Genomic DNA, 24,454 nt, shown 5'->3' with positions numbered 1-24,454 from the left:
ATGACAAACTTTGGGGAGAATAAGAATGCGTTTTATAAACTATGAACTTGCGGCATGCTCCAATAAAACAAAAATCCCGTTTCAAATAAATGAAACGGGACTCCTTATAAATAAACCTTTAGTAAACTTAAGATCTGATTACTCTTTTTTCTCCTCACGTGGAGGTCTTGGTAAAAGTGCTTTTCTTGACACTTTTTCTTTTCTAGTTTTTGGATCCATACCTAAGTATTTCACTTCAAAAACGTCACCCATGTTCACTACATCAGAAACATTTTCTGTTCGTTCCCATGCTAACTCAGATACGTGTAATAAAACTTCGTTTCCTGGAGCTGATGTATATTCTACAACGGCACCAAAATCTAACATTTTGATTACTTTCACTTCGTAAGACTCATTCATTTGAGGTTTGAAAGTGATTGATTTAATCTTAGCTAATACTGCTTCAATTCCAGCAGGATCAGTTCCTAAGATTTCAATAACTCCTTCTTCAGTAGTAGGATCTTCATTGATAACAATTGTAGTTCCTGTAGTTTTTTGTAATTCTTGAATTACTTTACCACCAGGTCCGATTAAGGCACCAATGAAAGCATTAGGAATTCTTCTTGTGATGATTTTTGGAGCGTATGCTTTAACATCCTCTTTTGGAGCTGCTAGAGTATCGATTAATTTACCAAGAATATGCAAACGACCGTCACGTGCTTGAGCAAGTGCAGCTTCCATAATTTCGTATTTCAATCCATCAATTTTGATGTCCATTTGACAAGCAGTGATTCCTTCAGAAGTTCCAGTTACTTTAAAGTCCATATCTCCTAAGTGATCTTCATCACCAAGAATATCAGACAATACAGCGTAACGATCACCATCAGTAATCAATCCCATTGCAATTCCAGAAACGGGACGAATCATTTGAATACCTGCATCCATTAATGATAATGTTCCAGCACAAACAGTTGCCATAGAAGATGAACCGTTAGATTCTAATACTTCAGATACTACACGAATAGTGTAAGGACAATCAGTAGGAATCATGTTTTTCAAAGCTCTTTGAGCTAAGTTTCCGTGACCTACTTCTCTTCTTGAAGTTCCTCTTAAAGGACGTGCTTCACCTGTTGAGAAAGGAGGGAAGTTATAGTGTAAGTAGAATTTCTCTTCACCTTGTTGTGATGGAGAATCGATTTGATTTGCTTCTCTAGAAGTTCCTAAAGTTGCTGTTGCCAAAGCTTGAGTTTCTCCACGTGTGAACAATGCAGATCCGTGTACAGATGGTAAGTAATCTACTTCACACCAGATATCTCTAATTTCTGTAGTTTTTCTTCCGTCTAAACGAGTTCCTAAATCTAAGGTAACGTTACGAACCGCTTCTTTGTTTGTTTTCTTGAAGTATTTAGAAACTAAATCTCCATCTGCTGCTAATTCTTCTTCAGTAAATAACGCTTTTACTTCGTCTTTTACTTCTTCAAAGGCAGCTGTACGTTCTTGTTTAGAAGAACCTTTGCTAGCAATAGCATAAATTTTATCGTAAGATGCTGCCTTTACTTTAGCGTAAATAGCTTCGTCTTCTCTTTCTCCTTCATATGTACGAACTTCTTTTTTACCAAAAGCAGCTTGCAAACGTAATTGAGCCGAAATTTGCTTTTTGATATGTTCGTGAGCAAATTTAATTGCTTCAAGCATTTCTGCTTCTGAAATTTCTTTCATTTCACCTTCTACCATTGCGATAGAATCCATAGAAGCACCAATCATCATATCGATGTCAGATAATTCTAATTGAGCACGGCTTGGGTTAATAATGAATTTTCCATCAACTCTACCAACTCTAGCTTCAGAGATTAATGTTTCAAAAGGAATGTCAGACAAAGCTAATGCTGCTGATGCTGCAAGACCTGCAAGTGCATCTGGCATAACGTCATCGTCATGAGACATTAATTGAATCATTACCTGTACTTCAGCATGGTAATCATCTGGAAAAAGCGGACGTAAAACACGGTCTACTAAACGCATTGTTAATACTTCGCTGTCGCTTGGTCTTGCTTCTCTCTTGAAAAAACCTCCAGGGAAACGTCCTGCGGCAGCAAATTTTTCACGGTAATCTACCGTTAAAGGTAAAAAGTCAATACCAGGACTTGCTTTTCTTGATGATACAACTGTTCCTAAGATTACAGTTTTACCAATTCTTATTACTACAGATCCATCAGCTTGTTTAGCTAAGCGACCTGTTTCGATTGTGATGTTTCTTCCATCACCTAAATCGATACTTTCTACAAATAATTGTGGAATCATAAATTTAATTTATTAGTTAAACATGGGTTCTAGTTGTGTTGTAGTTGTTGTTTGCGTAGTTAATGCCTAAAACCCAATGAAAAACCAAACTTTTTTATTTGCTAGTACTTCGTGTACTAACTTTATGTTATTTTACTCTCTCTAATGCCTTTTAATAAAGGACTTACTTATTCAGTAAAATTATGACTTATAAAAACAAAAAGAGGCACTTGCGCACCTCTTTTTTATATTGATTATTTTCTGATATTCAATACTTTGATAATCTCACGATATCTGTTAATTTCTTTCTTTTTCAAGTAGTCTAACAAAGATCTTCTTTTACCTACTAGTAATACTAGTGAACGCTCTGTATTGTAATCATGACGATTTTTTTTCAAGTGCTCAGTCAAATGGCTAATTCTGAATGTGAATAAAGCGATTTGTGCTTCAGCTTTTCCAGTGTTTGTTTTTTCTCCGTGTTGTGCGAAGATGTCTTCTTTAATCTCTTTAGTTAAATACATTCCAATATTTGTTTAATGATTTTTATGTATGTCTAGCATCTATTGTTAGACCGTGCAAAAGTAATACTTATTTTTGAAAACGAGAATTAAACTTTTAAAATTTATGTAAATAATTATCGGTTCCTGCTTTTATCTTGCCGTAATGGTAATGGGGAGGGCATAAAAAGAACTTATAGCTATTCCTTTTAACCTTGCAGGATTCCAGTTTTTTGCTGCGTTTATTACCCTAACTGCTTCTTCTCCTGTTTGATATCCTAGGTCACGAAGCACCTTTGGATTAGTTAAGTTACCTTCTTTATCTATTTCGAAAGTCATGTATATTTTTCCTTGAAGCCCTTCTATTTTAGGAGTTCTAAATTGTTTACCTATATACCTATAAAAATCTTGCATCCCATTTTTGGGAGCCGCTGCTTGTTTTAGTTCGGTATAATGGTGTTTAGTGTAATCTCCTAGAGTACTTGTACCATTAATGAACTTTCCATTAACGTAGCTTTCAGTATAGGTAGTATTAAATTTTGTTGACTTACCTGTCCAAATCCCATTCCTCTTTCCATTCTTTATTTCTCCTTTTTCAGAAAAAGAAGCTGAGGTATCATTAGCTTCTAAATCCTCTGCGTTTTCATAAATTCCATTACCATCAATCACAGTTTGTTTGCTATTAGTATCCCAAAATTGTAACAGTCTATAATCGTTTGTTTTTTTATCCTCGGCAATAATATGTTCAGCCTCAAGTTTTATCGCTCCGCTTTCATACCAAGCAAATTCTTTGCCTGATTTTTTATCAGCTTCGTAATTACATGTCGATTTTTTATTACCATTTTCATAATAAAAGATGGTTTGTCCTTCTAATCTAACTTGGTCTTTATCTTTAGATTTTCCGATCATTTGTAATACTCCAGATTTATAGAAGTCGTTAATGATGTAGAAATCTCTATCAGAGTAATATTCATTAACTATTCTATAGTACTGATGATTACCCTTAGTTGTATTGTGCCAGAGTGAATCAAGGTAAATGATTTGACTAACTGCTTTTTTTGTTTGCGAGAAAGAGAAGCTGCTTAATAGTATGATCGTAAGTAAAAATATTTTGTTTTTCATACAGTGTTTTATATTAAAACAAAACTAATATTTTTCATACAATTTAGAAACTTCTGCATTAACAAACTCTAAAAAGCGTTCGTCTTCTGCTGTGAAGGGATCGATTACATGACTATCAATATCAATTTGTCCTATATTTTTTCCGTCTACAAATAACGGTACTACTATCTCTGATTTTACTGTGAAGCTACATGCGATATAGTTGTCTTGAGCAGCAACATCTGGTACTACAAAATTATCATTCGATACTGCAACTTGTCCGCAAATCCCTTTTCCAAACGGAATTACCGTATGATCGGTTTCTGCACCTATATATGGACCTAGGTGTAATGTTTGCGTTTCATGGTTGGCAAAATAAAAGCCAACCCAATTATAGTATTCTATATTTTCGTTTAATAATTGGCAAATTGCTAGCAGTTTTTCATCTCTCGAAAGAGCACTTGCCGTAGTAATTTCTGTTACTCTTGGTTGTAATTCCTGAAATGTCATAATAGTATTTTTATGCAAAAGTATTTAATATGCGGTTTATATAGTGCATAATTTTGTTAAATATAAAGTCTGGTTGTTTTTTGTAATTAGAAAGTGTTTTTCAAAAAAGTCACCTCATGCCATAGCTCTTGTAAATCACGTTTTAAATGCGGTTTTAGATAATGTAATTGTAGCTTTTTTTTCGAATGAAAATCGAATTTTGAAAACTTGAATTTTATTCTGGTAAGTGATTATTAAACGTATTTACAGTATTAATTTTTCAGTATTGCTTTTGTAGGTAGAGAGAAGCTTATTTTTAATCGTTAATTTATGTTTAAATTGAATTAATAAATTGTACTTGAGCTAAATAATACTTACTTTCACGCTCAAAATATTTTAGCACAAAAACACCTAAGAATGAACAGTTTTGATTGGAAGAATTTAATTGACCCTTTATTTTATATTCACTTTGATGTGAATGGAATCAAGTTGGGTATTTATATCGTACTCTTTATAGTATTTGCAGAGACAGGACTTTTTGCTGGCTTTTTCCTTCCAGGGGATAGTTTGCTTTTCCTTGCGGGTATTTATAGTCGTGAATTGATCGAAAATATCCTTTTTATCGAAAGTGATTTTGTTAACGTTGTTCTTCTTTCCACGCTTGTCGCTTTGTCAGGTATATTGGGGAATATTGTTGGATACTGGTTTGGATCAAAAAGCGGGTACTACTTATATAACAAGGAAGATTCTTTTTGGTTTAAAAAGAAATACTTGGTACAATCTAAAGACTTCTTTGAAAAACATGGAGGTAGAGCAATCATCTTCGCTAGATTCCTTCCTATTTTTAGAACTTTTGCTCCTATCGTAGCAGGAATTGTAACCATGGATAAGAAAAAGTTCATGTTTTATAATGTTGTGAGTTCGTTCCTATGGTCGTTCACATTAATTTTTGCAGGTCATTATCTTTACGGGTTTTTACTAGATAATTACGATATCAATTTAAAAGAACATATCGAATTAATAGTACTAGCATTGGTTGCGATAACGCTACTGCCTGTAATCATAAAATTTTCTAGGAAATCTACTAAGATAGAAGAATAGATGTTAGATTAACTAATGATTATTTCAGCTTATTATAAAATGAACTTAAGATATTAGAATAGCATATATAGAAAAAGGCGCTTCAAATTTGAAGCGCCTTTTTTATGTTTAAGAGGGATGAATTACATCATTCCTGGCATACCGCCACCCATTGGCATTCCGCCAGCAGCTCCTTCTTCTTTAATGTCAATCAAAGCACATTCAGTTGTTAAAATCATTCCTGAAACAGATGCTGCGTTTTCTAATGCAACACGAGTCACTTTTTTAGGATCGATAATACCTGCTGATAACATGTCTACATATTCATTAGTTTTTGCATTGTAGCCAAAATCTCCGGTTCCTTCAGCAACTTTTGAAACTACTACAGAACCTTCTAGACCTGCGTTCTCAACAATAGTTCTTAATGGAGCTTCAATAGCGCGAGAGATAATCTGGATTCCGGTAGCCTCATCAGCGTTCTCAGCGATTAAGTTAGCTAATGCCGCTTTTGCTCTTAATAAAGCAACACCACCACCAGCAACAATACCTTCTTCTACAGCCGCACGAGTTGCGTGAAGTGCATCATCTACACGGTCTTTTTTCTCTTTCATTTCAACTTCAGATGCAGCTCCTACGTAAAGTACAGCAACACCACCAGCTAATTTAGCTAAACGCTCTTGTAATTTTTCTTTGTCATAATCAGAAGTCGTTGCTTCCATTTGACCTTTAATTTGGTTCACACGATTTTTGATCATGTCAGCCTCACCAGCACCACTTACAATTGTAGAGTTGTCTTTGTCGATAGTTACTTTTTTAGCAGTACCTAACATTTCTAAAGTTGTGTTCTCAAGCGTGTATCCTCTTTCTTCAGAAATTACAGTTCCTCCAGTTAAAATAGCAATATCTTCAAGCATTGCTTTTCTTCTATCTCCAAAACCAGGTGCTTTTACAGCAGCGATTTTTAATGCACCACGTAATTTGTTTACTACTAATGTAGATAACGCTTCACCATCAACATCTTCAGCGATAATTAATAATGGTTTTCCTGATTGAGCAACTGGCTCTAATACTGGAAGTAATTCTTTTAATGAAGATACTTTTTTGTCATATAATAAAATGTAAGGAGACTCTAGTTCTACTTCCATTTTTTCTGAATTTGTAACGAAGTATGGAGAAAGGTATCCTCTGTCAAATTGCATACCTTCAACTACGTCTACGTAAGTATCTGTACCTTTAGCTTCTTCAACTGTGATTACTCCTTCTTTTCCAACTTTGGCGAAAGCCATAGCAATCAACTCACCTATAACTTCGTCGTTATTAGCAGAGATAGATGCAATTTGTTTGATTTTATCAGAGTCAGAACCTACCACTTTAGATTGTTTTGCTAAGTCGGCAACAATTGCTTCTACTGCTTTGTCGATTCCACGCTTTAAATCCATTGGGTTAGCACCTGCAGCAACGTTTTTCAAACCTTCTTTAACGATAGCTTGTGCTAAAACTGTTGCAGTAGTTGTTCCGTCTCCTGCTAAATCATTTGTTTTTGAAGCTACTTCTTTAACCATTTGAGCTCCCATGTTTTCTAAAGGATCTTTTAGTTCAATCTCTTTAGCTACGGTAACACCATCTTTAGTAACGTTTGGTCCACCAAATGATTTTCCAATGATTACATTACGACCTTTTGGTCCTAGGGTTACTTTTACTGCATTTGCTAATGCGTCTACACCACGTTTTAATCCGTCACGTGCTTCAATATCAAATTTTATATCTTTTGCCATTTTTTTTTGTTTAAAAGTTTAAAGTTGTCAAAGTCTTAAAAAGGTTTTAAGCTTTGGATTCTTCTAAGGCGTCTTGTTTGAATTTATCAGTACAAAGACTATTTTTATCCGTTTAGTCTCTCTCACCTTCAGGGAGGGCCGGGAAGGGGATTTTAGATTATTGCAAGAATATCGTCTTCGCGCATAATTAAATAATCTGTACCTTCTAATTTAAGTTCAGTACCTGCATATTTTCCGTAAAGTACTGTGTCTCCAACTTTCACTGTCATCGTGTGGTCTTTTGAACCGTTTCCTACAGCAACTACTGTTCCTTTTTGCGGTTTCTCTTTGGCTGTATCTGGAATAAAGATCCCTGATGCAGTTTTAGTTTCTACAGCAACTGGTTCAATAAGAACTCTGTCTGAAAGTGGTTTGATGTTTAAAGCCATAATTATATCTTTTAAATTGTTTTGTTGTAATGATGTTTTTTAAGATTCAGAAACTGTGCCATGCTAGTTAATCTGCCATATTTACTTAAAAAAAATGCCAGCTTTGACAAGCTGGCATTTTTAAATATATGTGATATATTATTATTTAGCTGGAGTAGCTGGTGCTTGCTCAGCTTGAACTGGAGCTGCTGCTGGAGTAGCAGGGGCTGCAGTAGAAGTGTTTTCGATAATTTTTGAATCTGTATCACTTAAATTTCCTGTGAAGCTTAAAGTAGATAATAAGATTAACGCTATTAAAACAGTAGCTAATGTCCAAGTGCTCTTGTCTAAGAAATCAGATGTTTTTTGTACACCTCCCATTTGAGTTGAACCACCTAATGAAGATGATAATCCACCACCTTTAGGATTTTGAACCATAATGACTACTATTAATAGAAAACAAACTATTGTAATCAAAACTAAAAAAATTGAAAATGTGCTCATTGTTTAATTATTATTTTGTTGTAAAATCTTAATATCCGAGATACGGTCTGCAAAGAAACTACTTTTTTCTGGATATTTCAAAATTAATATATCATATGCTTGAATCGCTTTCTGATATTTTTTTTGTTCTAAATATACTTTGGCTAAAGTCTCGGTCATTAAGTACGAATGCTCGTCTTTATTAATGTCAATTTGGATGACTGGTGTAGCGCCACTTTTAACCGGTGAAATCTTTGGACTCGTTTTTATAAAGCGATCAATTATAGATGCTTTTTTCTTTTTCTCCTCTAATTCCTCAGGAGAATATTCTTCGCTTACTTCGTTTTCAAGTTGTTCGTTTTCTCGATCTATAGGAGTAGCCTTTGATAACTGCAACCATTCTTGAAAAGAATGTGTTTCATTAGCAGTAAAATCTAATGGTTCTCCTATATGCAATTTTTCGGTTACTTCTTCAGGATCGTTTGCTTCGCTGGTTGCTGTTGCAATCGAACTAAGGATTGACTGTTCAATTCCTTGTTCTTTTACACTTACTTGCTTTTCTCCTTCAATTAATTCACTACCTACAACAGTAATATTCATAATATCTAAGTCGCTTTTTGTGAGAACAACTTTTTGATGTGAATTGAAACTGGTTGCCGTTATGAACTCAAATAAAGCTGCTCGATCTGTAGTATGTGCGGCAGTTACCTTTAGTGCAAAGTTATATTTAAAACTGTTGTGATTATATAGCCCTTTCAATTGCAAGGCGCGCGCACTTTGCAAATAAGGAAATTGCTCCACTACCGCAGCAAGCGCTTGGCTATCCTGTTCGGTAATAGTGCTTGATTTGCTTAATAAACTGGTATAATCGTTTACATTCATAAGGATGTATTTGTTTTAAGGGTTTACCACTTGGCTAATGAATCATTAAAAATGTCTTGTGTGATTCTATCAAATATTTCATCTAATGCTGTTGTTAACACGGCTCCGGTAAGTTGTGTTTGGGCAGGGTAGTCATAGAAAAATTCAAATGTTTTTTCAAAATCATCAGCTTCCTTCTTGCGGTTAGTAAAACGAACATTAATACGAATAGTTAGTCTGTTTTGAGATGCTTGCTGATCAGCAGTGGCAGTCATAGGGCTTATTCTATAGTCTACTATTTCCCCTTCATATGTAAGATCTCCTCCAGTTTTTACCAGGTTTAGATTGGTCTGGTTCTGTATTAAGTCTTGCAATGCTAATGTAAATGTTCTATCAATACCAGGTTCGACTAACGGCGCGTTATTCTGGAAAAAATTAACTTGAAAAGTCTCTGCGTCGATTTTACCGGTTCCAGTAAAGTTATAAACACCACAGCTACTAAAAGTAAAGGTTATAGCAATTGTAAGAAGTAGGTATATTTTTTTCATGTTGTTTTTTTATCGAATAAATTTAAAAGTAAATAGGCGAGGGCTATATAGTTAGCTTTTTACAAATCAAATTGCTTAATCTTTCTATATAAGGTGCGTTCTGAAATTCCTAATTCGTCAGCAGCAGCCTTCCGTTTTCCTTTATTTTTTTCCAATGATTTTTTGATCATTTCAATTTCTTTCTGTTCTAAGCGCAGTACCTCTTCCTCTTCTATGGTTTCGGCAAAAAGATAGTTTTCCTCATTTTCAGTGAAGTTTTCTTCTTTTTTAGCAGATGATAATAGAGGTGTACGTGGTTCGTCCTCAAAATCAAACTCGGTGTCTTCATCCTTAGAACCATAAATTTTCTGAATCAAATTCGGATTTATGTCTTGTGCCTTATTCGATCCATTCTTCATTAACTCTAGTGTTAATTTTTTTAGATCATTCAAATCACTTTTCATATCAAAAAGTACTTTGTATAATATATCGCGTTCGGTACTAAAATCACTTTCTGCTTTCTTATCTTTTATTACAGAAGGTAAATTGCTTCCTTCTGTAGGCAAGTAAGATAGTAAAGCAGCAGCAGTTATATCTCTACTAGTTTCTAATACTGATAATTGCTCGGCTACATTTCGTAATTGACGAATGTTTCCACTCCATCTAAATTTTTGCAAAACCTGAACTGCACCATCGTCTAATTTTAAAGGAGGCATCTTGTATTTGTGTGCAAAATCAGCAGCAAATTTTCTAAATAATAAATGAATATCCTCTTTTCTATCTCTTAAAGGGGGAAGTAAAATATCTACAGTGCTTAAACGATAGTACAAATCCTCACGGAACTTTCCTTTTTCGATGGCATCAAATAAATTCACATTGGTTGCGGCAACAATACGAACATCTGTTTTTTGAACCTGCGACGAACCTACTTTAATGAACTCACCATTTTCTAGTACACGCAATAATCTTACTTGTGTCGTTAAGGGTAGTTCACCTACTTCGTCAAGAAAAATAGTTCCGCCATCAGCTACTTCAAAATAGCCTTCACGTGTGCTTGTAGCTCCTGTAAAAGCCCCTTTTTCATGACCAAAAAGTTCGCTATCGATTGTCCCTTCTGGAATCGCACCACAGTTAACGGCAATGTACTTTCCGTGTTTTCTATGCGATAAAGAGTGTATGATCTTAGGAATACTTTCTTTACCCACACCACTTTCTCCTACAACTAATACAGATATATCTGTAGGAGCAACCTGAATTGCTTTTTCAATGGCGCGATTTAGTTTTGGGTCATTCCCAATGATCTCAAATCGTTGTTTTATATTTTGAATAGACTCCATTGTCTTTTAGTTTAAAGTTTGTCTTGTTTAAGGTTTAAAGCGCTTATGATAACTTCAAATCTTAAACTTTAAACATTTTTAGTTCATACTAGAATATCCCACAGCTTCCCCTTTTAACGTTCCGCTAGTACAACTTGTGATTTTTACGTTTACAAAATCACCTATCTTATAGTCTTCTTTCGGGAAAACGACAGTAATACTTTGAGAATTTCTTCCTGAGAATTCTTCAGTAGACTTTTTAGACACTTTTTCGACCAAAACCTCTACCGTTTGACCTATAAACTCTTCTGATCTTGCCCAAGCATGTTTTTGTTGCAAGTCTACAATTTCTTGTAGACGTCTTGCTTTAGTTTCATCAGTAACATCATCTTCCATTTTTCTTCCTGCCAGTGTTCCTGGGCGTTCAGAGTAAGAGTACATGTAACCAAAATTATATTTTACATACTCCATTAAGCTCAACGTGTCTTGATGATCTTGCTCTGTTTCTGTGGGGAAGCCTGCAATCATATCCTGTGAGATAGAGCTATTAGGAATAATCGATCTTATTTTATCAATTAGCGTCATGTATTCTTCACGAGTGTGCAAACGATTCATTTCTTTCAAAATACGGTTGCTTCCTGATTGTACAGGCAAATGAATGTGCTTACAAATATTATTATGTTTGGCAATAACATGTAAAACACTCTCGTGCATGTCCTGCGGATTTGAAGTCGAAAAACGAATGCGCATTTTAGGGAATCCTACAGCAACCATCTCTAGTAGTTGATCAAAATCTACTGCGGTAGCTTTTTGCATTTCTGAAGCGGTAGCAAAATCTTTTTTCAGTCCACCACCATACCACAAGTAACTGTCTACATTTTGACCTAAGAGCGTGATTTCCTTAAAACCTTTATCCCATAAATCTTGTATTTCTTTCATGATGCTTTGCGGCTCACGGCTGCGCTCACGACCTCTTGTAAAAGGAACTACGCAAAAAGTACACATATTATCACAACCACGAGTTATCGATACTAGGGCAGTGATTCCGTTGCTCATTAATCGCACAGGCGAAATATCACCATAGGTTTCATCTTTTGATAAGATTACATTGATAGCATCACGACCTTCTTCTACTTCACTTAATAAATTAGGTAAATCTTTGTATGCATCTGGACCTACAACTAAGTCAACAATTTTTTCTTCTTCAAGAAATTGACTCTTCAATCGCTCTGCCATACAGCCCAAAACACCCACCTTCATTTTAGGGTTGATGCGCTTTACAGCGTTATATTTTTCTAATCTTTTACGAACTGTTTGCTCCGCTTTATCACGAATTGAGCAAGTGTTAACCAATACTAAATCGGCTTCTTCTAATTTTTGAGTGGTGTTGTATCCGTTCTCTGATAAAATAGAAGCAACAATCTCACTATCAGAGAAATTCATAGCGCAGCCATAACTTTCAATGAATAATTTTTTAGTATTTCCTGATTTATTTTCTAAAACAAGTGCTTCCCCTTGTTTGCTTTCTTCAATAATCTTTTCCATAAGTCACTTTCAAAAGTGTATTTTAATAAGGGCGCAAAGGTACAATTATTTGAAACATTATGACAAGATGTCAGCCGAAGATTTAACATTGTTTTATTTTTTTTAAAATCGGTCATATCAGGAGCTGTTTCTGGCTATTCGTTTCAAGTTCTCACGCTATAAACTGTGTTTTTAAAGCAGTATAAAGAGCTTCCGCTGGTCGCTTTTATAGTGATTAAAACACAAGTTGCTATCGCTGCGAGCTTTTCTCTACTATCCAGGCTAGGGTAGTGCTGTGATAACATAAAAAAGCACCCTAGAATGTAGGGTGCTTTCAAATAACAAATTAAAATAACTAAGTGTTAGAACAAACTCACATCGAGTTGGATTCTTGCAATTTTGTTAGACGGATTCCACATTGCGGTTGCCGAAACAGGCAAATGGTAATTAAATATTTCAATGTCTTTTGTCGCTTTGATTCCTGTGTTTACAACATCAAAGTCGCTAGCAACCTTGTTTGTAAATAAGTGTTTGCTTCCATTTAATGGGAAAGCAGCTCCTATAAAAGCATTCAAGTTGACCTTTTGATCTCTAATTAATGGGTAGCTTAACTCAACATAAGTAGAGTGGCGACTTTGAAAATCGCTATCACTATTTAAATCGCGATCGTTTAAGCCGCTGTACAACAATACATCTGCTTCAATCCTTAACGGGAAAGATTCTGGAAAACGATACGAAGTCCTTAAATCAATAATATGTGTGGTGGTTAACTTGTCGTAGTTAAAAACCTTCGGAGTTGCAATTCCAGTCGTATTGAATAAGTCCCAAATCCCAATTGTTAGGTTGTTTTTTGAATACTGCACATAATAATTGATTTCGCGGTAGTTACCATCAAATCCAGCACCGCCCCAGAAACCAACTTTAAATGTTTGGCTTTCATTTAAGGCGTAGTGTATATTTCCTGTTGCTGTCATCCCGTCGTTTATTACAAGTCCTCTCCATAAATGGCTAGTTTCTAGACCTACATTAAAGTCTAATCTTGACGGTTTTATTTCTTTACCAACCACAGACACGGTGTCTATAGCAGTTGAGCTTTGAGCGTAGTTTGTTAACCCTGTAAGTAGCATTACAGCGGCAATAATTTGATTTTTCATGATTTAGGTATGTTAGTTATTGGGGGTTTTAGGTTAGCAATATGTAGCAAAGTGCAGCTAATGAAGATCCTATGATAGGTCCTACAATAGGTACCCAAGCATAGCTCCAGTCACTGCTAGATTTAAATAAAATACTGTGTACAAGACGGGGTCCTAAATCCCTAGCAGGATTAATTGCATACCCTGTCGTTCCACCTAAGCTTAATCCTACTGCCCATACAAGCACTGCTACTGGTAGCGCTCCTATAGATCCTAATCCTATTTTAGCATCTGCAGCGGCTGCAATACTTAAATCTGGACCTGAAAGGTAAAAAATCACAAATATTAAAACAAAAGTCCCAATAATTTCACTTATCAAATTCGAACTGTAATTACGAATAGCAGGACCGGTACTAAAACAAGCTAGTATTCCGCCTTCATCTTCAGTTGCGGCAAAATGATCTTTATGTGAAAGCCATACTAAAAACGCTCCTATCATAGCTCCAATCATTTGCGCTAATATGTAAGATGCTACTTGGCTCCAAGCAAATTTTCCAACTAAAGCTAGTCCTAGAGTTACGATAGGGTTTAAGTGGGCACCACTTACTGGTCCGGCAACGACTACTCCTACAAATACGGCAAAAGCCCAAGCTGAGGTAATTACAATCCATCCTGAATTGTGTCCTTTTGTACCCGTTAGTACAACATTGGCAACGACTCCGTTACCTAGTAAAATCATTAACATTGTACCTATAATCTCTGCAATAAATGGTGTCATATTTTTATATTTGGTTAGTTAATCTTCGATCCAGTTTGATGCACGTCCTACAGCTCTGTCCCAATTGTGCACTAGTTTATCAACATCTTCGCGAGACATTTCAGGTTTAAACTCGCGGTCAACTGACCATTGTTGCTGTAAGTCGTCAATGCTGTCCCAGTATCCTATAGCTAAACCAGCTAAATAAGCAGCTCCTAGTGCAGTTGTCTCCAGTGTTTTAGGTCTAATTACATTGAAGTCAAACAAATCTGACTGAAATTGCATTAGTAAATCATTTGAAACAGCTCCTCCATCTACGCGTAGCTCTTTTCCTTTTTTTCCAAAATCACCTTCCATTGCTTTTACTAAATCATAAACTTGGTAAGCGATTCCTTCTAGTGTAGCACGTGCAATATGTGCGTTTGTAGTTCCTCTAGTGATTCCTACAATGGCTCCTCTGGCATATTGATCCCAGTGCGGTGCTCCTAAACCTGTTAAAGCTGGAACAAAGTAGACTCCGCCGTTATCAGGTACTTGTAGTGCTAATTTTTCTACATCTTCTGATTTTTCAATCATTTTAGCTCCGTCACGCAACCATTGTACTGCTGCACCACCTACAAATACACTTCCTTCAAGTGCGTATGTGGTTTTACCGTTGATTTTCCAAGCTACTGTTGTAAGTAAGTTGTTTTTAGAATAAACAGGTTTGTCTCCTGTGTTCATTAACATAAAACATCCTGTTCCGTAAGTGTTTTTAACCATTCCTGGCTCTGTGCATAATTGTCCAAAAAGTGCTGCTTGCTGGTCTCCAGCTACACCTGCAATTGGAATTTTAGTTGCAAAAAGTGTTGTACATGTTTCCCCATATATTTCACTACTTTGTTTTACTTCTGGTAGCATTGCTCTAGGGATATCAAATAACTGCAATAGCTCTTCGTCCCACTCAAGTGTATGTATGTTCAATAATAAAGTTCTACTTGCGTTAGAAACATCTGTCATGAACATAGCTCCACGTGTAAGTTTCCAAATCAACCAAGTATCTACAGTTCCAAAACATAATTTTCCTTGTTCTGCTTTTTCACGAGCTCCAGGAACATTGTCAAGAATCCATTTCACTTTAGTTCCAGAAAAATAGGCGTCAAGAATTAAACCTGTCTTCTTTTGGATCATCTCAGCATGTCCTTGTGCTTTAAGTTCGTCACAATATTTAGCCGTTCTGCGGTCTTGCCACACGATAGCGTTGTATATAGGTTCGCTTGTTTCTCTATCCCAAACGATTGTTGTTTCTCTCTGATTAGTAATCCCTATAGCAGCAATCTCTTTACCATTGATTCCGGTTTTAGCAATAACCTCTGCTGCAACACTAATTTGTGAAGACCAGATTTCGTTAGGATCATGTTCTACCCATCCTGGTTTAGGAAAAATTTGTTCAAACGGTTTTTGAGAAATTTTTACAATTTCTCCTTTGTGATTAAACACAATGGCTCTTGATGAAGTCGTACCTTGATCAAGTGCTAAGATTAATTTGTCTTTCATGATTTAGTATATGTGGTGGTTAATTAATTTAATTTGAATTCGGTTAATAAAAACCCGTTGGCTAAAGCTTTAAATTCTGCTACTTGATTTTGAACCCATGTATCCTCATGTCCTAATTCTTGAGCTATGATTTTAGCTACTTTTTCGGCACTAGACACCGCAGCACGTGCATCTAAAAATAGTAAACGTACTCTTCTAGATAGTACGTCATCGATTGTTCTTGCCATTTCATGACGTACTGCCCATACTACTTCTGCAACAGTATAATCGTAGTCAGGATGAAGCTTTTCTTTCATTGCAGGACTTTCATTTTGCAATGCCACAATTTTAGGAATATCAGTTCCATAAATATATAAGTGGTTTTCACGATCAAGTGTTGTTGTAGGTTGGTTACCGTGAATGGCAATGTGTTCTGTCTTGCATTCTTTTTTCGGTAATTTTTTCTCTGATATCGCTTTGTCAATAATGTCTTCAGCAATTTTTCTATAAGTCGTCCATTTTCCTCCAGTAATCGTAATCAAACCAGTATCCGAAACTATAATTTTATGGCTTCTAGAAACTTCTTTAGTGCTTTTGCCTTCTTTTTCTGGTGCTGCAAGAGGTCTTAGCCCTGCAAAAACAGATAAAACATCTGCACGTGTTGGTTTTTTAGCTAAGAATCTTTGCGCTGTTTCTAGTACAAATTCTATTTCTTTTTCTAATGCAATAGGTTCAAGACTGTGGCTTTTTATCAAAGTATCTGTTGTTCCCACTACAATTTTATCGTGCCACGGCACAGCAAACAATACACGTCCATCACTTGTTTTAGGAATCATTAAAGCATGATCGCTAGGTAAAAATGATTTGTCAAATACCAAGTGGATACCTTGACTTGGTACAATGTATTTTTTATAAACGGTATCGTTTAGTTTCATTATTGCATTGGTGAATACTCCAGTAGCGTTAATGATTACTTTTCCTTTTAAGTCATGTAATTCTCCGGTTTCTTGATCTTTAATCTGGACACCTGTAACTTGGTTGTTATTGTCTTTTAGTAGATTCACAACCTTAGTGTAGTTTAGTAAACATGCACCTTTTTCAACAGCTGTTTGTGCGATGTTGATTGCTAAACGAGAATCGTCAAATTGTCCGTCTTGATATACTACACCGCTTACTAAGCCTTTAGGTTCTACTGTAGGTAGTAATTCTATTGTTTTCTTTTTCGAAATATATTTAGATTTTCCTAAACTTAATCTACCTGCTAGCATGTCGTAGATTGTTAGTCCGACAGTGTAGAAGTAACCACCCCACCAATTGTAGTTAGGAATAACAAAAGATTGGTTTTTAACCAGGTGGCCGGCATTTTCTGCTAGCAAACCTCTTTCTTTTAATGCTTCTCTAACAAGTGAAACATCACCTTGCTCTAAATAGCGCACGCCTCCGTGTACTAATTTTGTGCTTCGGCTAGAGGTTCCTTTTGCGAAATCTACTGCTTCAACCAAAATTGTTTTGTATCCTCTACTAGCTGCATCTAATGCGGTTCCAAGACCACTAGCGCCTCCACCAATAATGATTACATCCCATTCTGGAGTTTGTTTTAGTTTTGATAATTGTTCAGATAGTTTCATTGTGTGTTGTATAATGTGTTTAATGCCTTCATTCTCTTTCGAATAACAAACATAATGAAATAAAACGAAACCAAATAAAATAAAATGAAATAATTTATTGAAATTTATTTTTGTACCTTTAAATCCAAGCAAAATTAATACTTAGGCAACAATATGGCTATAATCAATAGAAGACAGGAAGATATACTAAAAGAGTTAAACCAAAAGGGATACGTTAATGTTGTTGATTTATGTGAAACTCATAATGTTTCAACCGTAACCATTCGAAAGGATTTGAATTTTTTAGAAAGCCAAAAGTTACTGCATCGCACGCATGGTGGGGCTAGTCAGCAGCCAATATATGCTTACGAAAGAGATGTAAATGATAAAGAAACCTTGCAGGTGGAACAAAAGAAAGAAATAGCAAGTGAAGCTTTAAAGTATATTTCTAATAATGATTATATTATTTTAGGCTCAGGGTCAAATATTCATTACTTATCTCGAATTATTAAAGGATTCCAAAAATTGACTGTCTTAACGCCTTCTTTAAAGGTTTCTCTAGAATTGTGTAAAGAACTTAATGTAGATACTATTCAATTGGGTGGAGATATTCGAAACAGTTCTACATCGGCAGTTGGGCCTATCGCTGAGGCTACTTTAGGTCAGTTTTCTTGTAATAAATTATTTTTAGGTGCAGATGGAGTTGATTTGGAGTTTGGTTTAAGTACTTCAAATGCTTTAGAAGCACATTTAAATAAGGCAATGATTGACGTTGCAGAAATGGTGATCGTGCTAGCAGACTCTACAAAAATGAATGTTAGAGGTTTTGGAAAAATTTGCGAATTGACTAAAATTGATATTCTAATTACTGATAGCGGTATTGATAGTGATACAAAATTAAAATTAGAGGAACTGGGCATTGATGTAATTGTAGCTGCAATATAATACTGCTATACCTTAATATATATGCCTTGTGATATTGCTGTTTTATTATTTTCGAAAATGATATTTCCTCTCTTTATTAATTGATTTTTTGTTCTAAAAATATTTTAAAATTTTTCAAAAGCACAATATTTAAAAAAAACTTCTACTTTTGTCCGAGAAAAATAGAGCAATGGCAAAGAATTTAGTAATAGTTGAGTCCCCGGCAAAAGCAAAAACAATCGAGAAATTTCTTGGTAGTGATTATCAAGTAGAGTCAAGTTATGGTCACATAGCCGACTTACCTTCGAAAGAAATAGGTGTAGACGTCGAAAATGATTTTAAACCTAAGTACGAAGTTTCACCTGATAAAAAAGCTTTAGTTACCAAATTGAAAGGTCTAGCTAAGAAAGCCGAAATGGTTTGGTTAGCAAGTGATGAGGATCGCGAGGGTGAGGCTATTTCTTGGCATTTATTTGAAGAATTAAAATTAGACGTTAAAAAAACAAAACGTATCGTTTTTCATGAGATTACAAAAACCGCGATTTTAAAAGCGATAGATAATCCTAGAGAAATTGATTATAACTTAGTTAATGCACAGCAAGCACGTCGTGTATTAGACAGACTTGTAGGGTATGAATTATCTCCAGTATTATGGAGGAAAATCAAGGGCGGACTTTCGGCAGGGCGTGTACAGTCAGTATCTGTGCGGTTGATTGTTGAAAGGGAACGCGATATCCAAAATTTTAATGCTGTCGCTAGTTACTCAGTTGTTGCTGAGTTTACTAATGAAGCAGGAAAATCATTTAAAGCAAAATTGCCTAAAAATTTTACAACTAAAAAAGAAGCTGAAGATTTTTTAAGTAAGAACATTGGGTCTACATATAAGGTTTCTGACTTAGAAACAAAGCCTACAAAAAAATCACCTACAGGGCCATTTACGACTTCGACTCTACAGCAAGAAGCGGCGCGTAAATTGTATTTACCAGTAGGGATTACCATGCAATTAGCGCAGCGATTATACGAGGCGGGATTGATAACGTACATGAGAACAGATAGTGTGAACTTATCAAAAGATGCGATGGATGCTGCTCAGGCAGAAATTATCAAGTCGTATGGTAAGGAATTTTCTAAACCTAGAACATTTACTAATAAAAGTAAAGGTGCTCAAGAGGCGCACGAGGCAATTCGCCCTACAGATATGTCGCGACATACCGTGAATATCGATAGGGATCAAGCGCGTTTGTACGATTTAATCTGGAAAAGAACATTAGCTTCTCAAATGAGCGATGCGCAATTAGAAAGAACTAATGTGAAGATTGAAGCTAATAATCACGGAGAGTTATTTACAGCTTCTGGTGAAGTATTGCTTTTTGAAGGTTTCTTAAAAGTATACTTAGAAGGTCACGATGATGACGAAGAGGAGCAAGAAGGAATGCTTCCTGCGATGAAGGTGAACGAGAAGTTACTTAATAATTATATTACTGCTACAGAGAGATATACAAGGCCGCCAGCTCGCTATACAGAGGCTTCTTTAGTGAAGAAATTAGAGGAGTTAGGTATTGGGCGTCCTTCTACTTATGCGCCTACAATTTCGACAATTATCAACAGAAATTATGTCGAAAAAGGAAATTTAGACGGTCAAGAGCGTAATTATACACAATTGATTTTACAAGCAAATAAAGTAGACGAAAAATTACTAAAAGAAAATACTGGGTCTGATAAAGGGAAGTTAGTACCTACGGATATTGGAACAATCGTAACTGATTTCTTAGTTAAGAATTTTGGAAATATATTAGATTACAATTTTACAGCAAAGGTGGAGCAGGATTTTGACGAAATCGCTGAAGGAAATGTTGATTGGGCCATTATGATGAAAGAGTTCTATGACCAATTTCATCCTACAGTAAAAGATGTTGAAGCAAACGCTGAAAGAGAAAGTGGAGAACGTATTCTAGGAACAGATCCTAATACTGGTAAACCTGTTTCTGTACGTTTGGGTAAATTTGGACCTATGGCACAAATTGGTGCTGCAGATGACGAGGATAAGAAATTTGCTAGTTTAATGGCAGATCAAAACATAGGGAATATCAATCTAGAAGAAGCGCTTAATCTTTTTTTACTTCCTAAAAATTTGGGAGTTTATAAAGAAGAAGAAGTTGAGGTTAGTAACGGTCGCTATGGTCCGTATATACGTCACGGTGCAGCATTTGTTTCCTTGCCTAAAGGGGAGAATCCATTAGATGTTGACTTTGATAGAGCTAAAGAACTTATTGATGAGAAAGCGCTTGCAGATGCTCCTATAGCTGTTTATAAAGGCGAAGGAGTTCAAAAAGGTACAGGGCGTTTTGGTCCTTTTATCAAGTGGGATGGGATGTTTATCAATGTGAATAAAAAATATGATTTTGATAATCTTTCTCAAACTGATATCGAAACTTTAATCGAAGATAAGATCCAAAAAAACATTGATAAAGTGATTCACAATTGGGAAGAGGAAGGTATTCTTGTGGAAAAAGCCAGATGGGGACGCTCGACAATTACAAAAGGAAAAATCAAAATTGAATTAGGTAAAGATGTTGAAGCGGCTAAGCTTACACTGGAGCAAGTTCAAGAAATGATTGCAGCAAAAACGCCTGCTAAGAAAACTGCAGCAAAAAAAGCACCAGTAAAAAAGGCAGTAGCAAAAAAAGCAACTACAACAAAAAAAGCAGCGGTAAAAAAACCAGCGGCTAAAAAGTAATAAAATGGAATTTGATTTTTTAAGACCTATTCAAGAAGATGTTTTAGAAACGTTAGCAACGTTTTCTTCACAACAATTTGGTAGTAAAGTGGTTTTTCATACGGCAGATCAGTTTCCAGATTTAAGTAAAATTACTATTGCAGTAATTGGTGTATTGGAAAATAGAGGTGCAGAAACAGTTAGTACAGATGCGGATTTAGTTGCAATAAGGAAAGAACTGTATAGCATGTTTCCAGGAAATTGGGATGCATCAATTGCAGATCTTGGTGATATTGTAGCTGGTGATGCAACCACTGATACTTATTATGCACTTCGAAAAGTGGCTGCGACATTAATTAAAAATAAAGTAGTTCCTATCGTTATTGGAGGTTCTCAAGATTTGACTTATGCTTTGTATAGAGCCTATGATGAATTAGAGCAGATGGTCAATTTAGTAGCGGTAGATAGTAAATTTGATTTTGGAAAAGAAGATGGTGGTGCACTTGCGGGTTCCTATCTGACGAAAATGATCATTGACGAACCAAATAATTTATTTAATTACTGTAACATAGGATACCAAACCTATTATAATTCTCAAGAGGAAATAGATTTAATCGAAAAATTATTCTTCGATGCCTATCGATTAGGAGAGGTTTCTCATAATATCGCTTTAGCTGAACCAGTTTTTAGAGATGCTGATATTGTAAGTCTGGATCTAACAGCAGTAAAATCATCTGATTCGGGTAATTTCGTGAATTTTGCACCAAACGGTTTTAATGGTAAGGAAATTTGTTCTTTAGCACGCTATGCGGGAATTAGTGATAAGGTTTCTATGTTTGGGATTTTTAATCACAATAGCACTGTTCAAGAATCGGCGCTAATTGCTCAAATTGTATGGTATTTTATCGAAGGTTTTCATTATCGATCTAATGAATATCCTTTTGGGACCCGAGATAACTACATTAAATATATCGTGCCAATCGACGAAGAAGTGTTAATATTTTTTAAAAGCGATAAAACGGAGAGATGGTGGATTGAAATACCATTTGTTTCTAATAGCAACAATAAGTTAAAAAGAAATACGTTATTACCTTGTTCACATGAAGAATATTTAGCGGCCTGTAATCAGGAACTACCAGAGCGATGGTGGAAAGCACAAAGAAAAAACATTCTATAGCGTTGTTATTTTAGGTATAAGTACAATTTACTTAATGTTGCTAGGATAAAATGTTTTTTTTATTTGAAATAATTATTTACGTTTGTACGAAAGAACTAATATTTTGTTAAATAACCTTTGCAAAATATTTTTTTGAAATAGGAATAGAAGATTGCTATAGTAGTTTTAATCCTATAATTATAATGAATTTATAATCTGAATTATATGAAGAATCTCGTTGCGTTTGTTGCAATTTTGACATTATTAAATAGCTGTGGTAATGCAGGAGACAGAGGGGAGTTAGTAGGAACTAACGGTGGTAAATGGCACCCTGAGAAACCTTATGGAATGACTTTAGTTCCTGGGGGATCTTACATTATGGGTAAATCTGATCAAGATATTGCTAATGTTCAAGATGCGCCAACAAAAACGGTTACTGTACGTTCATTTTACATGGATGAAACGGAAATTACAAATAGTGAATACCGTCAATTTGTTGACTGGGTTAAGGATTCTACAATACGCGTTAAATTAGCTGTTCTAGCGGATAGTTATGGTTTAACTGCTTCTAGTGGTAAAGGTAGCAAAGGTGGTAGTATAGGTGACTATGCTTTTGATGATTCAAATCCTGATAAAATGAGTGTGTACGATAAGTACATGAATGATAACTATTATAGTTTAGGGACAGATGATGATCCTTATGCTGGTAGAAGATTGAATAAAAAAATTAAATTAATCAAAGATCCGCAGCAATACCCAGACGAATATTACACTGAGGTTATGGATTCAATGTACCTACCTATAGAGTCTTCATACAATGGTTTGAGAACTATTGACGTTAATAAATTGAAATTTCGTTATTCTTGGATGGATATTCAAGCTGCAGCTAAAGCTAAAATAGGAGAAAGAAGAGATTTTGTTAGAAATGAAGAGGTTAAGATTTATCCTGATACGACGGTATGGATAAAAGATTTTACCTACTCGTATAATGAACCTATGCATAATGATTATTTCTGGCATAAGGCGTATGGAGATTATCCAGTAGTTGGTGTAAAATGGACACAGGCTAAAGCATTTTGTGCTTGGAGAACGTTGTATAAAAACTCATATATTAAATCTAAGAAAAAAGGTCGCGATCAAATCAACTCATTTAGATTACCTACTGAAGCAGAGTGGGAATATTCTGCAAGAGGAGGGCTGGAATCAGCATCTTATCCTTGGGGTGGTCCATATACAAGAGATGATAAAGGTTGTTTCTTAGCTAATTTTAAACCTAATAGAGGAGATTATGCTGCAGATGACGCTCTGTACACTGTAGAAGCAAAATCGTATGCTCCTAATGGCTATAACTTATATAACATGGCAGGAAACGTAGCAGAGTGGACGGACTCTTCTTATAATCCTAATGCTTACGAATATGTATCCTCAATGAATCCAAATGTCTTAGATGCATCAAATAAACGTAAAGTTGTACGTGGTGGATCTTGGAAAGATGTTGCTTACTTTTTACAGGTGAGTACAAGAGATTTTGAATATGCTGATTCTGCTAGAAGCTTTATCGGTTTTAGAACAGTACAAGATTATATGTCAGTTCAATCAACATCAAAAAGAAAATAAAATTAATCCAAATCTATAAAATTTTTATCAAAACCTTAAAATTCGAATTATGGCAGTACTAGGCAAAAAAGCAATGAATTTCGCATACGGAATGGGTGCAGCGGTTGTAATCATTGGAGCGTTATTCAAAATTACACATATTGAGTTTGGTCCTATTACAGGGAACAGAATGTTAACAATTGGCCTAGTAGTTGAAGCACTTATCTTTGCATTATCAGCATTTGAGCCAGTAGATGAAGAGTATGACTGGGCTTTAGTTTACCCTGAATTAAAAAATGGTCAAGCTAGAAAACAAGTTGTAAAAGTGGAAGCAGCACCTGCAGAAACGCAAGGGATGCTTTCTCAAAAATTAGACGCAATGTTGAAAGATGCTAAAATTGATGGCGCATTAATGGCAAGTCTAGGAAATAGTATTAAAAATTTCGAATCTGCAGCTAAAGGAATTGCACCTACAGTTGATTCAATTGCTTCTACTAAAAAATATAGTGAAGAATTGACATTGGCAGCAGCTCAAATGGAGTCTTTAAATAGCTTATATAAAATACAGTTACAATCTGCAGCTAAAAATGCTCAAATTAATGAGGAAGTTGCTGAAAACAACTTGAAGTTAAAAGAGCAAATGCAATCACTTACAACTAACTTGTCTTCATTGAACAATGTTTACGGTGGTATGTTATCAGCAATGGGTACTAAATAATTGGTTTCTTAAA

The 24,454-nt window shown here is 35.3% G+C and carries 20 protein-coding genes and 1 pseudogene; 6 read left to right on the top strand and 15 right to left on the bottom strand.

Annotated features, from left to right (window positions below; all coding sequences use genetic code 11):
- Positions 1-138 precede the first annotated feature (138 nt).
- The 4 genes from HNQ00_RS05400 to HNQ00_RS05385 form a co-directional block, all read right to left on the bottom strand.
- The gene (locus HNQ00_RS05400) at positions 139-2,280 is read right to left on the bottom strand and encodes a polyribonucleotide nucleotidyltransferase (protein WP_173837296.1); all 2,142 of its coding nucleotides are present in this window, start codon (positions 2,278-2,280) and stop codon (positions 139-141) included.
- 233 nt (positions 2,281-2,513) lie between these two features.
- Positions 2,514-2,780 (bottom strand): 30S ribosomal protein S15, encoded by a 267-nt coding sequence (gene rpsO, locus HNQ00_RS05395; RefSeq protein ID WP_026707725.1) that lies wholly within the window; start codon positions 2,778-2,780, stop codon positions 2,514-2,516.
- 129 nt (positions 2,781-2,909) lie between these two features.
- Entirely contained in the window at positions 2,910-3,878 is a 969-nt protein-coding gene (locus HNQ00_RS05390; RefSeq protein ID WP_173837295.1) for an energy transducer TonB, read from the bottom strand.
- Positions 3,879-3,902: 24 nt separating this feature from the next.
- On the bottom strand, positions 3,903-4,367 hold the full coding sequence (locus tag HNQ00_RS05385; protein WP_173837294.1) for a GAF domain-containing protein: 465 nt from the start codon (positions 4,365-4,367) through the stop codon (positions 3,903-3,905).
- Between the two features lie 396 nt (positions 4,368-4,763).
- Between HNQ00_RS05385 and HNQ00_RS05380 the strand changes: the two genes are divergently transcribed.
- Positions 4,764-5,447 carry a DedA family protein gene (locus HNQ00_RS05380; protein ID WP_173837293.1) on the top strand — a complete coding sequence of 228 codons (684 nt, stop codon included), beginning with the start codon at positions 4,764-4,766 and terminating at the stop codon, positions 5,445-5,447.
- 122 nt (positions 5,448-5,569) lie between these two features.
- Here the strand turns inward: HNQ00_RS05380 and groL are convergent, their stop codons facing one another.
- From groL to HNQ00_RS05325, 11 genes and pseudogenes are all read right to left on the bottom strand, one after another.
- Entirely contained in the window at positions 5,570-7,201 is a 1,632-nt protein-coding gene (gene groL / locus HNQ00_RS05375; protein ID WP_173837292.1) for a chaperonin GroEL, read from the bottom strand.
- A gap of 152 nt (positions 7,202-7,353) precedes the next feature.
- Entirely contained in the window at positions 7,354-7,629 is a 276-nt protein-coding gene (locus HNQ00_RS05370) for a co-chaperone GroES (RefSeq protein WP_173837291.1), read from the bottom strand.
- Between the two features lie 141 nt (positions 7,630-7,770).
- Complete coding sequence (gene secG / locus HNQ00_RS05365) at positions 7,771-8,112, bottom strand: preprotein translocase subunit SecG (RefSeq protein ID WP_173837290.1); 342 nt, start codon at positions 8,110-8,112, stop codon at positions 7,771-7,773.
- Between the two features lie 3 nt (positions 8,113-8,115).
- Complete coding sequence (locus HNQ00_RS05360; protein WP_173837289.1) at positions 8,116-8,973, bottom strand: tetratricopeptide repeat protein; 858 nt, start codon at positions 8,971-8,973, stop codon at positions 8,116-8,118.
- A 23-nt stretch (positions 8,974-8,996) separates the two neighbouring features.
- Positions 8,997-9,500 carry an LptE family protein gene (locus HNQ00_RS05355; RefSeq protein WP_173837288.1) on the bottom strand — a complete coding sequence of 168 codons (504 nt, stop codon included), beginning with the start codon at positions 9,498-9,500 and terminating at the stop codon, positions 8,997-8,999.
- Between the two features lie 59 nt (positions 9,501-9,559).
- Positions 9,560-10,816 carry a sigma-54 interaction domain-containing protein gene (locus HNQ00_RS05350; RefSeq protein ID WP_173837287.1) on the bottom strand — a complete coding sequence of 419 codons (1,257 nt, stop codon included), beginning with the start codon at positions 10,814-10,816 and terminating at the stop codon, positions 9,560-9,562.
- 78 nt (positions 10,817-10,894) lie between these two features.
- Entirely contained in the window at positions 10,895-12,340 is a 1,446-nt protein-coding gene (miaB, locus tag HNQ00_RS05345; protein WP_173837286.1) for a tRNA (N6-isopentenyl adenosine(37)-C2)-methylthiotransferase MiaB, read from the bottom strand.
- Positions 12,341-12,681: 341 nt separating this feature from the next.
- Positions 12,682-13,473, bottom strand: coding sequence for a hypothetical protein (locus tag HNQ00_RS05340; protein WP_173837285.1), 792 nt, complete (start codon positions 13,471-13,473; stop codon positions 12,682-12,684).
- Positions 13,474-13,501: 28 nt separating this feature from the next.
- Positions 13,502-14,233, bottom strand: a pseudogene (locus tag HNQ00_RS05335) (MIP/aquaporin family protein); the annotation flags it as partial.
- 15 nt (positions 14,234-14,248) lie between these two features.
- Positions 14,249-15,745, bottom strand: a complete 1,497-nt coding sequence (gene glpK / locus HNQ00_RS05330; RefSeq protein ID WP_173837283.1) for a glycerol kinase GlpK — start codon at positions 15,743-15,745, stop codon at positions 14,249-14,251.
- 23 nt (positions 15,746-15,768) lie between these two features.
- Complete coding sequence (locus HNQ00_RS05325) at positions 15,769-17,352, bottom strand: glycerol-3-phosphate dehydrogenase/oxidase (RefSeq protein ID WP_173837282.1); 1,584 nt, start codon at positions 17,350-17,352, stop codon at positions 15,769-15,771.
- Positions 17,353-17,505: 153 nt separating this feature from the next.
- Here HNQ00_RS05325 and HNQ00_RS05320 point away from each other — a divergent pair, with 153 nt between their 5' ends.
- From HNQ00_RS05320 to porL, 5 genes are all read left to right on the top strand, one after another.
- Positions 17,506-18,276: a DeoR/GlpR family DNA-binding transcription regulator gene (locus HNQ00_RS05320; protein ID WP_173837281.1), complete on the top strand. Its 771-nt coding sequence runs from the start codon at positions 17,506-17,508 to the stop codon at positions 18,274-18,276.
- 169 nt (positions 18,277-18,445) lie between these two features.
- Positions 18,446-20,992, top strand: coding sequence for a type I DNA topoisomerase (gene topA, locus HNQ00_RS05315; protein WP_173837280.1), 2,547 nt, complete (start codon positions 18,446-18,448; stop codon positions 20,990-20,992).
- A gap of 4 nt (positions 20,993-20,996) precedes the next feature.
- Complete coding sequence (locus HNQ00_RS05310) at positions 20,997-22,148, top strand: formimidoylglutamase (RefSeq protein WP_173837279.1); 1,152 nt, start codon at positions 20,997-20,999, stop codon at positions 22,146-22,148.
- 204 nt (positions 22,149-22,352) lie between these two features.
- Positions 22,353-23,744 carry a T9SS ring complex lipoprotein PorK/GldK gene (gene porK, locus HNQ00_RS05305; protein ID WP_173837278.1) on the top strand — a complete coding sequence of 464 codons (1,392 nt, stop codon included), beginning with the start codon at positions 22,353-22,355 and terminating at the stop codon, positions 23,742-23,744.
- 49 nt (positions 23,745-23,793) lie between these two features.
- Positions 23,794-24,441: a type IX secretion system motor protein PorL/GldL gene (gene porL, locus HNQ00_RS05300; RefSeq protein WP_173837277.1), complete on the top strand. Its 648-nt coding sequence runs from the start codon at positions 23,794-23,796 to the stop codon at positions 24,439-24,441.
- The last annotated feature ends 13 nt before the right edge of the window (positions 24,442-24,454 follow it).

This window comes from Flavobacterium aeripolare, from assembly GCF_013294025.1.
Classification (GTDB): domain Bacteria; phylum Bacteroidota; class Bacteroidia; order Flavobacteriales; family Flavobacteriaceae; genus Flavobacterium.
The sequence above is the reverse complement of the archived record's forward strand: the minus strand, read 5'-3'. Positions and strand labels throughout refer to the sequence as shown.

What these genes read in the sequence shown, in the direction of transcription:
- HNQ00_RS05400 (WP_173837296.1), bottom strand. Translation starts at nt 2,280, where the DNA reads ATGATTCCACAATTATTTGTAGAAAGTATCGATTTAGGTGATGGAAGA.
- rpsO (WP_026707725.1), bottom strand. Translation starts at nt 2,780, where the DNA reads ATGTATTTAACTAAAGAGATTAAAGAAGACATCTTCGCACAACACGGA.
- HNQ00_RS05390 (WP_173837295.1), bottom strand. Translation starts at nt 3,878, where the DNA reads ATGAAAAACAAAATATTTTTACTTACGATCATACTATTAAGCAGCTTC.
- HNQ00_RS05385 (WP_173837294.1), bottom strand. Translation starts at nt 4,367, where the DNA reads ATGACATTTCAGGAATTACAACCAAGAGTAACAGAAATTACTACGGCA.
- HNQ00_RS05380 (WP_173837293.1), top strand. Translation starts at nt 4,764, where the DNA reads ATGAACAGTTTTGATTGGAAGAATTTAATTGACCCTTTATTTTATATT.
- groL (WP_173837292.1), bottom strand. Translation starts at nt 7,201, where the DNA reads ATGGCAAAAGATATAAAATTTGATATTGAAGCACGTGACGGATTAAAA.
- HNQ00_RS05370 (WP_173837291.1), bottom strand. Translation starts at nt 7,629, where the DNA reads ATGGCTTTAAACATCAAACCACTTTCAGACAGAGTTCTTATTGAACCA.
- secG (WP_173837290.1), bottom strand. Translation starts at nt 8,112, where the DNA reads ATGAGCACATTTTCAATTTTTTTAGTTTTGATTACAATAGTTTGTTTT.
- HNQ00_RS05360 (WP_173837289.1), bottom strand. Translation starts at nt 8,973, where the DNA reads ATGAATGTAAACGATTATACCAGTTTATTAAGCAAATCAAGCACTATT.
- HNQ00_RS05355 (WP_173837288.1), bottom strand. Translation starts at nt 9,500, where the DNA reads ATGAAAAAAATATACCTACTTCTTACAATTGCTATAACCTTTACTTTT.
- HNQ00_RS05350 (WP_173837287.1), bottom strand. Translation starts at nt 10,816, where the DNA reads ATGGAGTCTATTCAAAATATAAAACAACGATTTGAGATCATTGGGAAT.
- miaB (WP_173837286.1), bottom strand. Translation starts at nt 12,340, where the DNA reads ATGGAAAAGATTATTGAAGAAAGCAAACAAGGGGAAGCACTTGTTTTA.
- HNQ00_RS05340 (WP_173837285.1), bottom strand. Translation starts at nt 13,473, where the DNA reads ATGAAAAATCAAATTATTGCCGCTGTAATGCTACTTACAGGGTTAACA.
- glpK (WP_173837283.1), bottom strand. Translation starts at nt 15,745, where the DNA reads ATGAAAGACAAATTAATCTTAGCACTTGATCAAGGTACGACTTCATCA.
- HNQ00_RS05325 (WP_173837282.1), bottom strand. Translation starts at nt 17,352, where the DNA reads ATGAAACTATCTGAACAATTATCAAAACTAAAACAAACTCCAGAATGG.
- HNQ00_RS05320 (WP_173837281.1), top strand. Translation starts at nt 17,506, where the DNA reads ATGGCTATAATCAATAGAAGACAGGAAGATATACTAAAAGAGTTAAAC.
- topA (WP_173837280.1), top strand. Translation starts at nt 18,446, where the DNA reads ATGGCAAAGAATTTAGTAATAGTTGAGTCCCCGGCAAAAGCAAAAACA.
- HNQ00_RS05310 (WP_173837279.1), top strand. Translation starts at nt 20,997, where the DNA reads ATGGAATTTGATTTTTTAAGACCTATTCAAGAAGATGTTTTAGAAACG.
- porK (WP_173837278.1), top strand. Translation starts at nt 22,353, where the DNA reads ATGAAGAATCTCGTTGCGTTTGTTGCAATTTTGACATTATTAAATAGC.
- porL (WP_173837277.1), top strand. Translation starts at nt 23,794, where the DNA reads ATGGCAGTACTAGGCAAAAAAGCAATGAATTTCGCATACGGAATGGGT.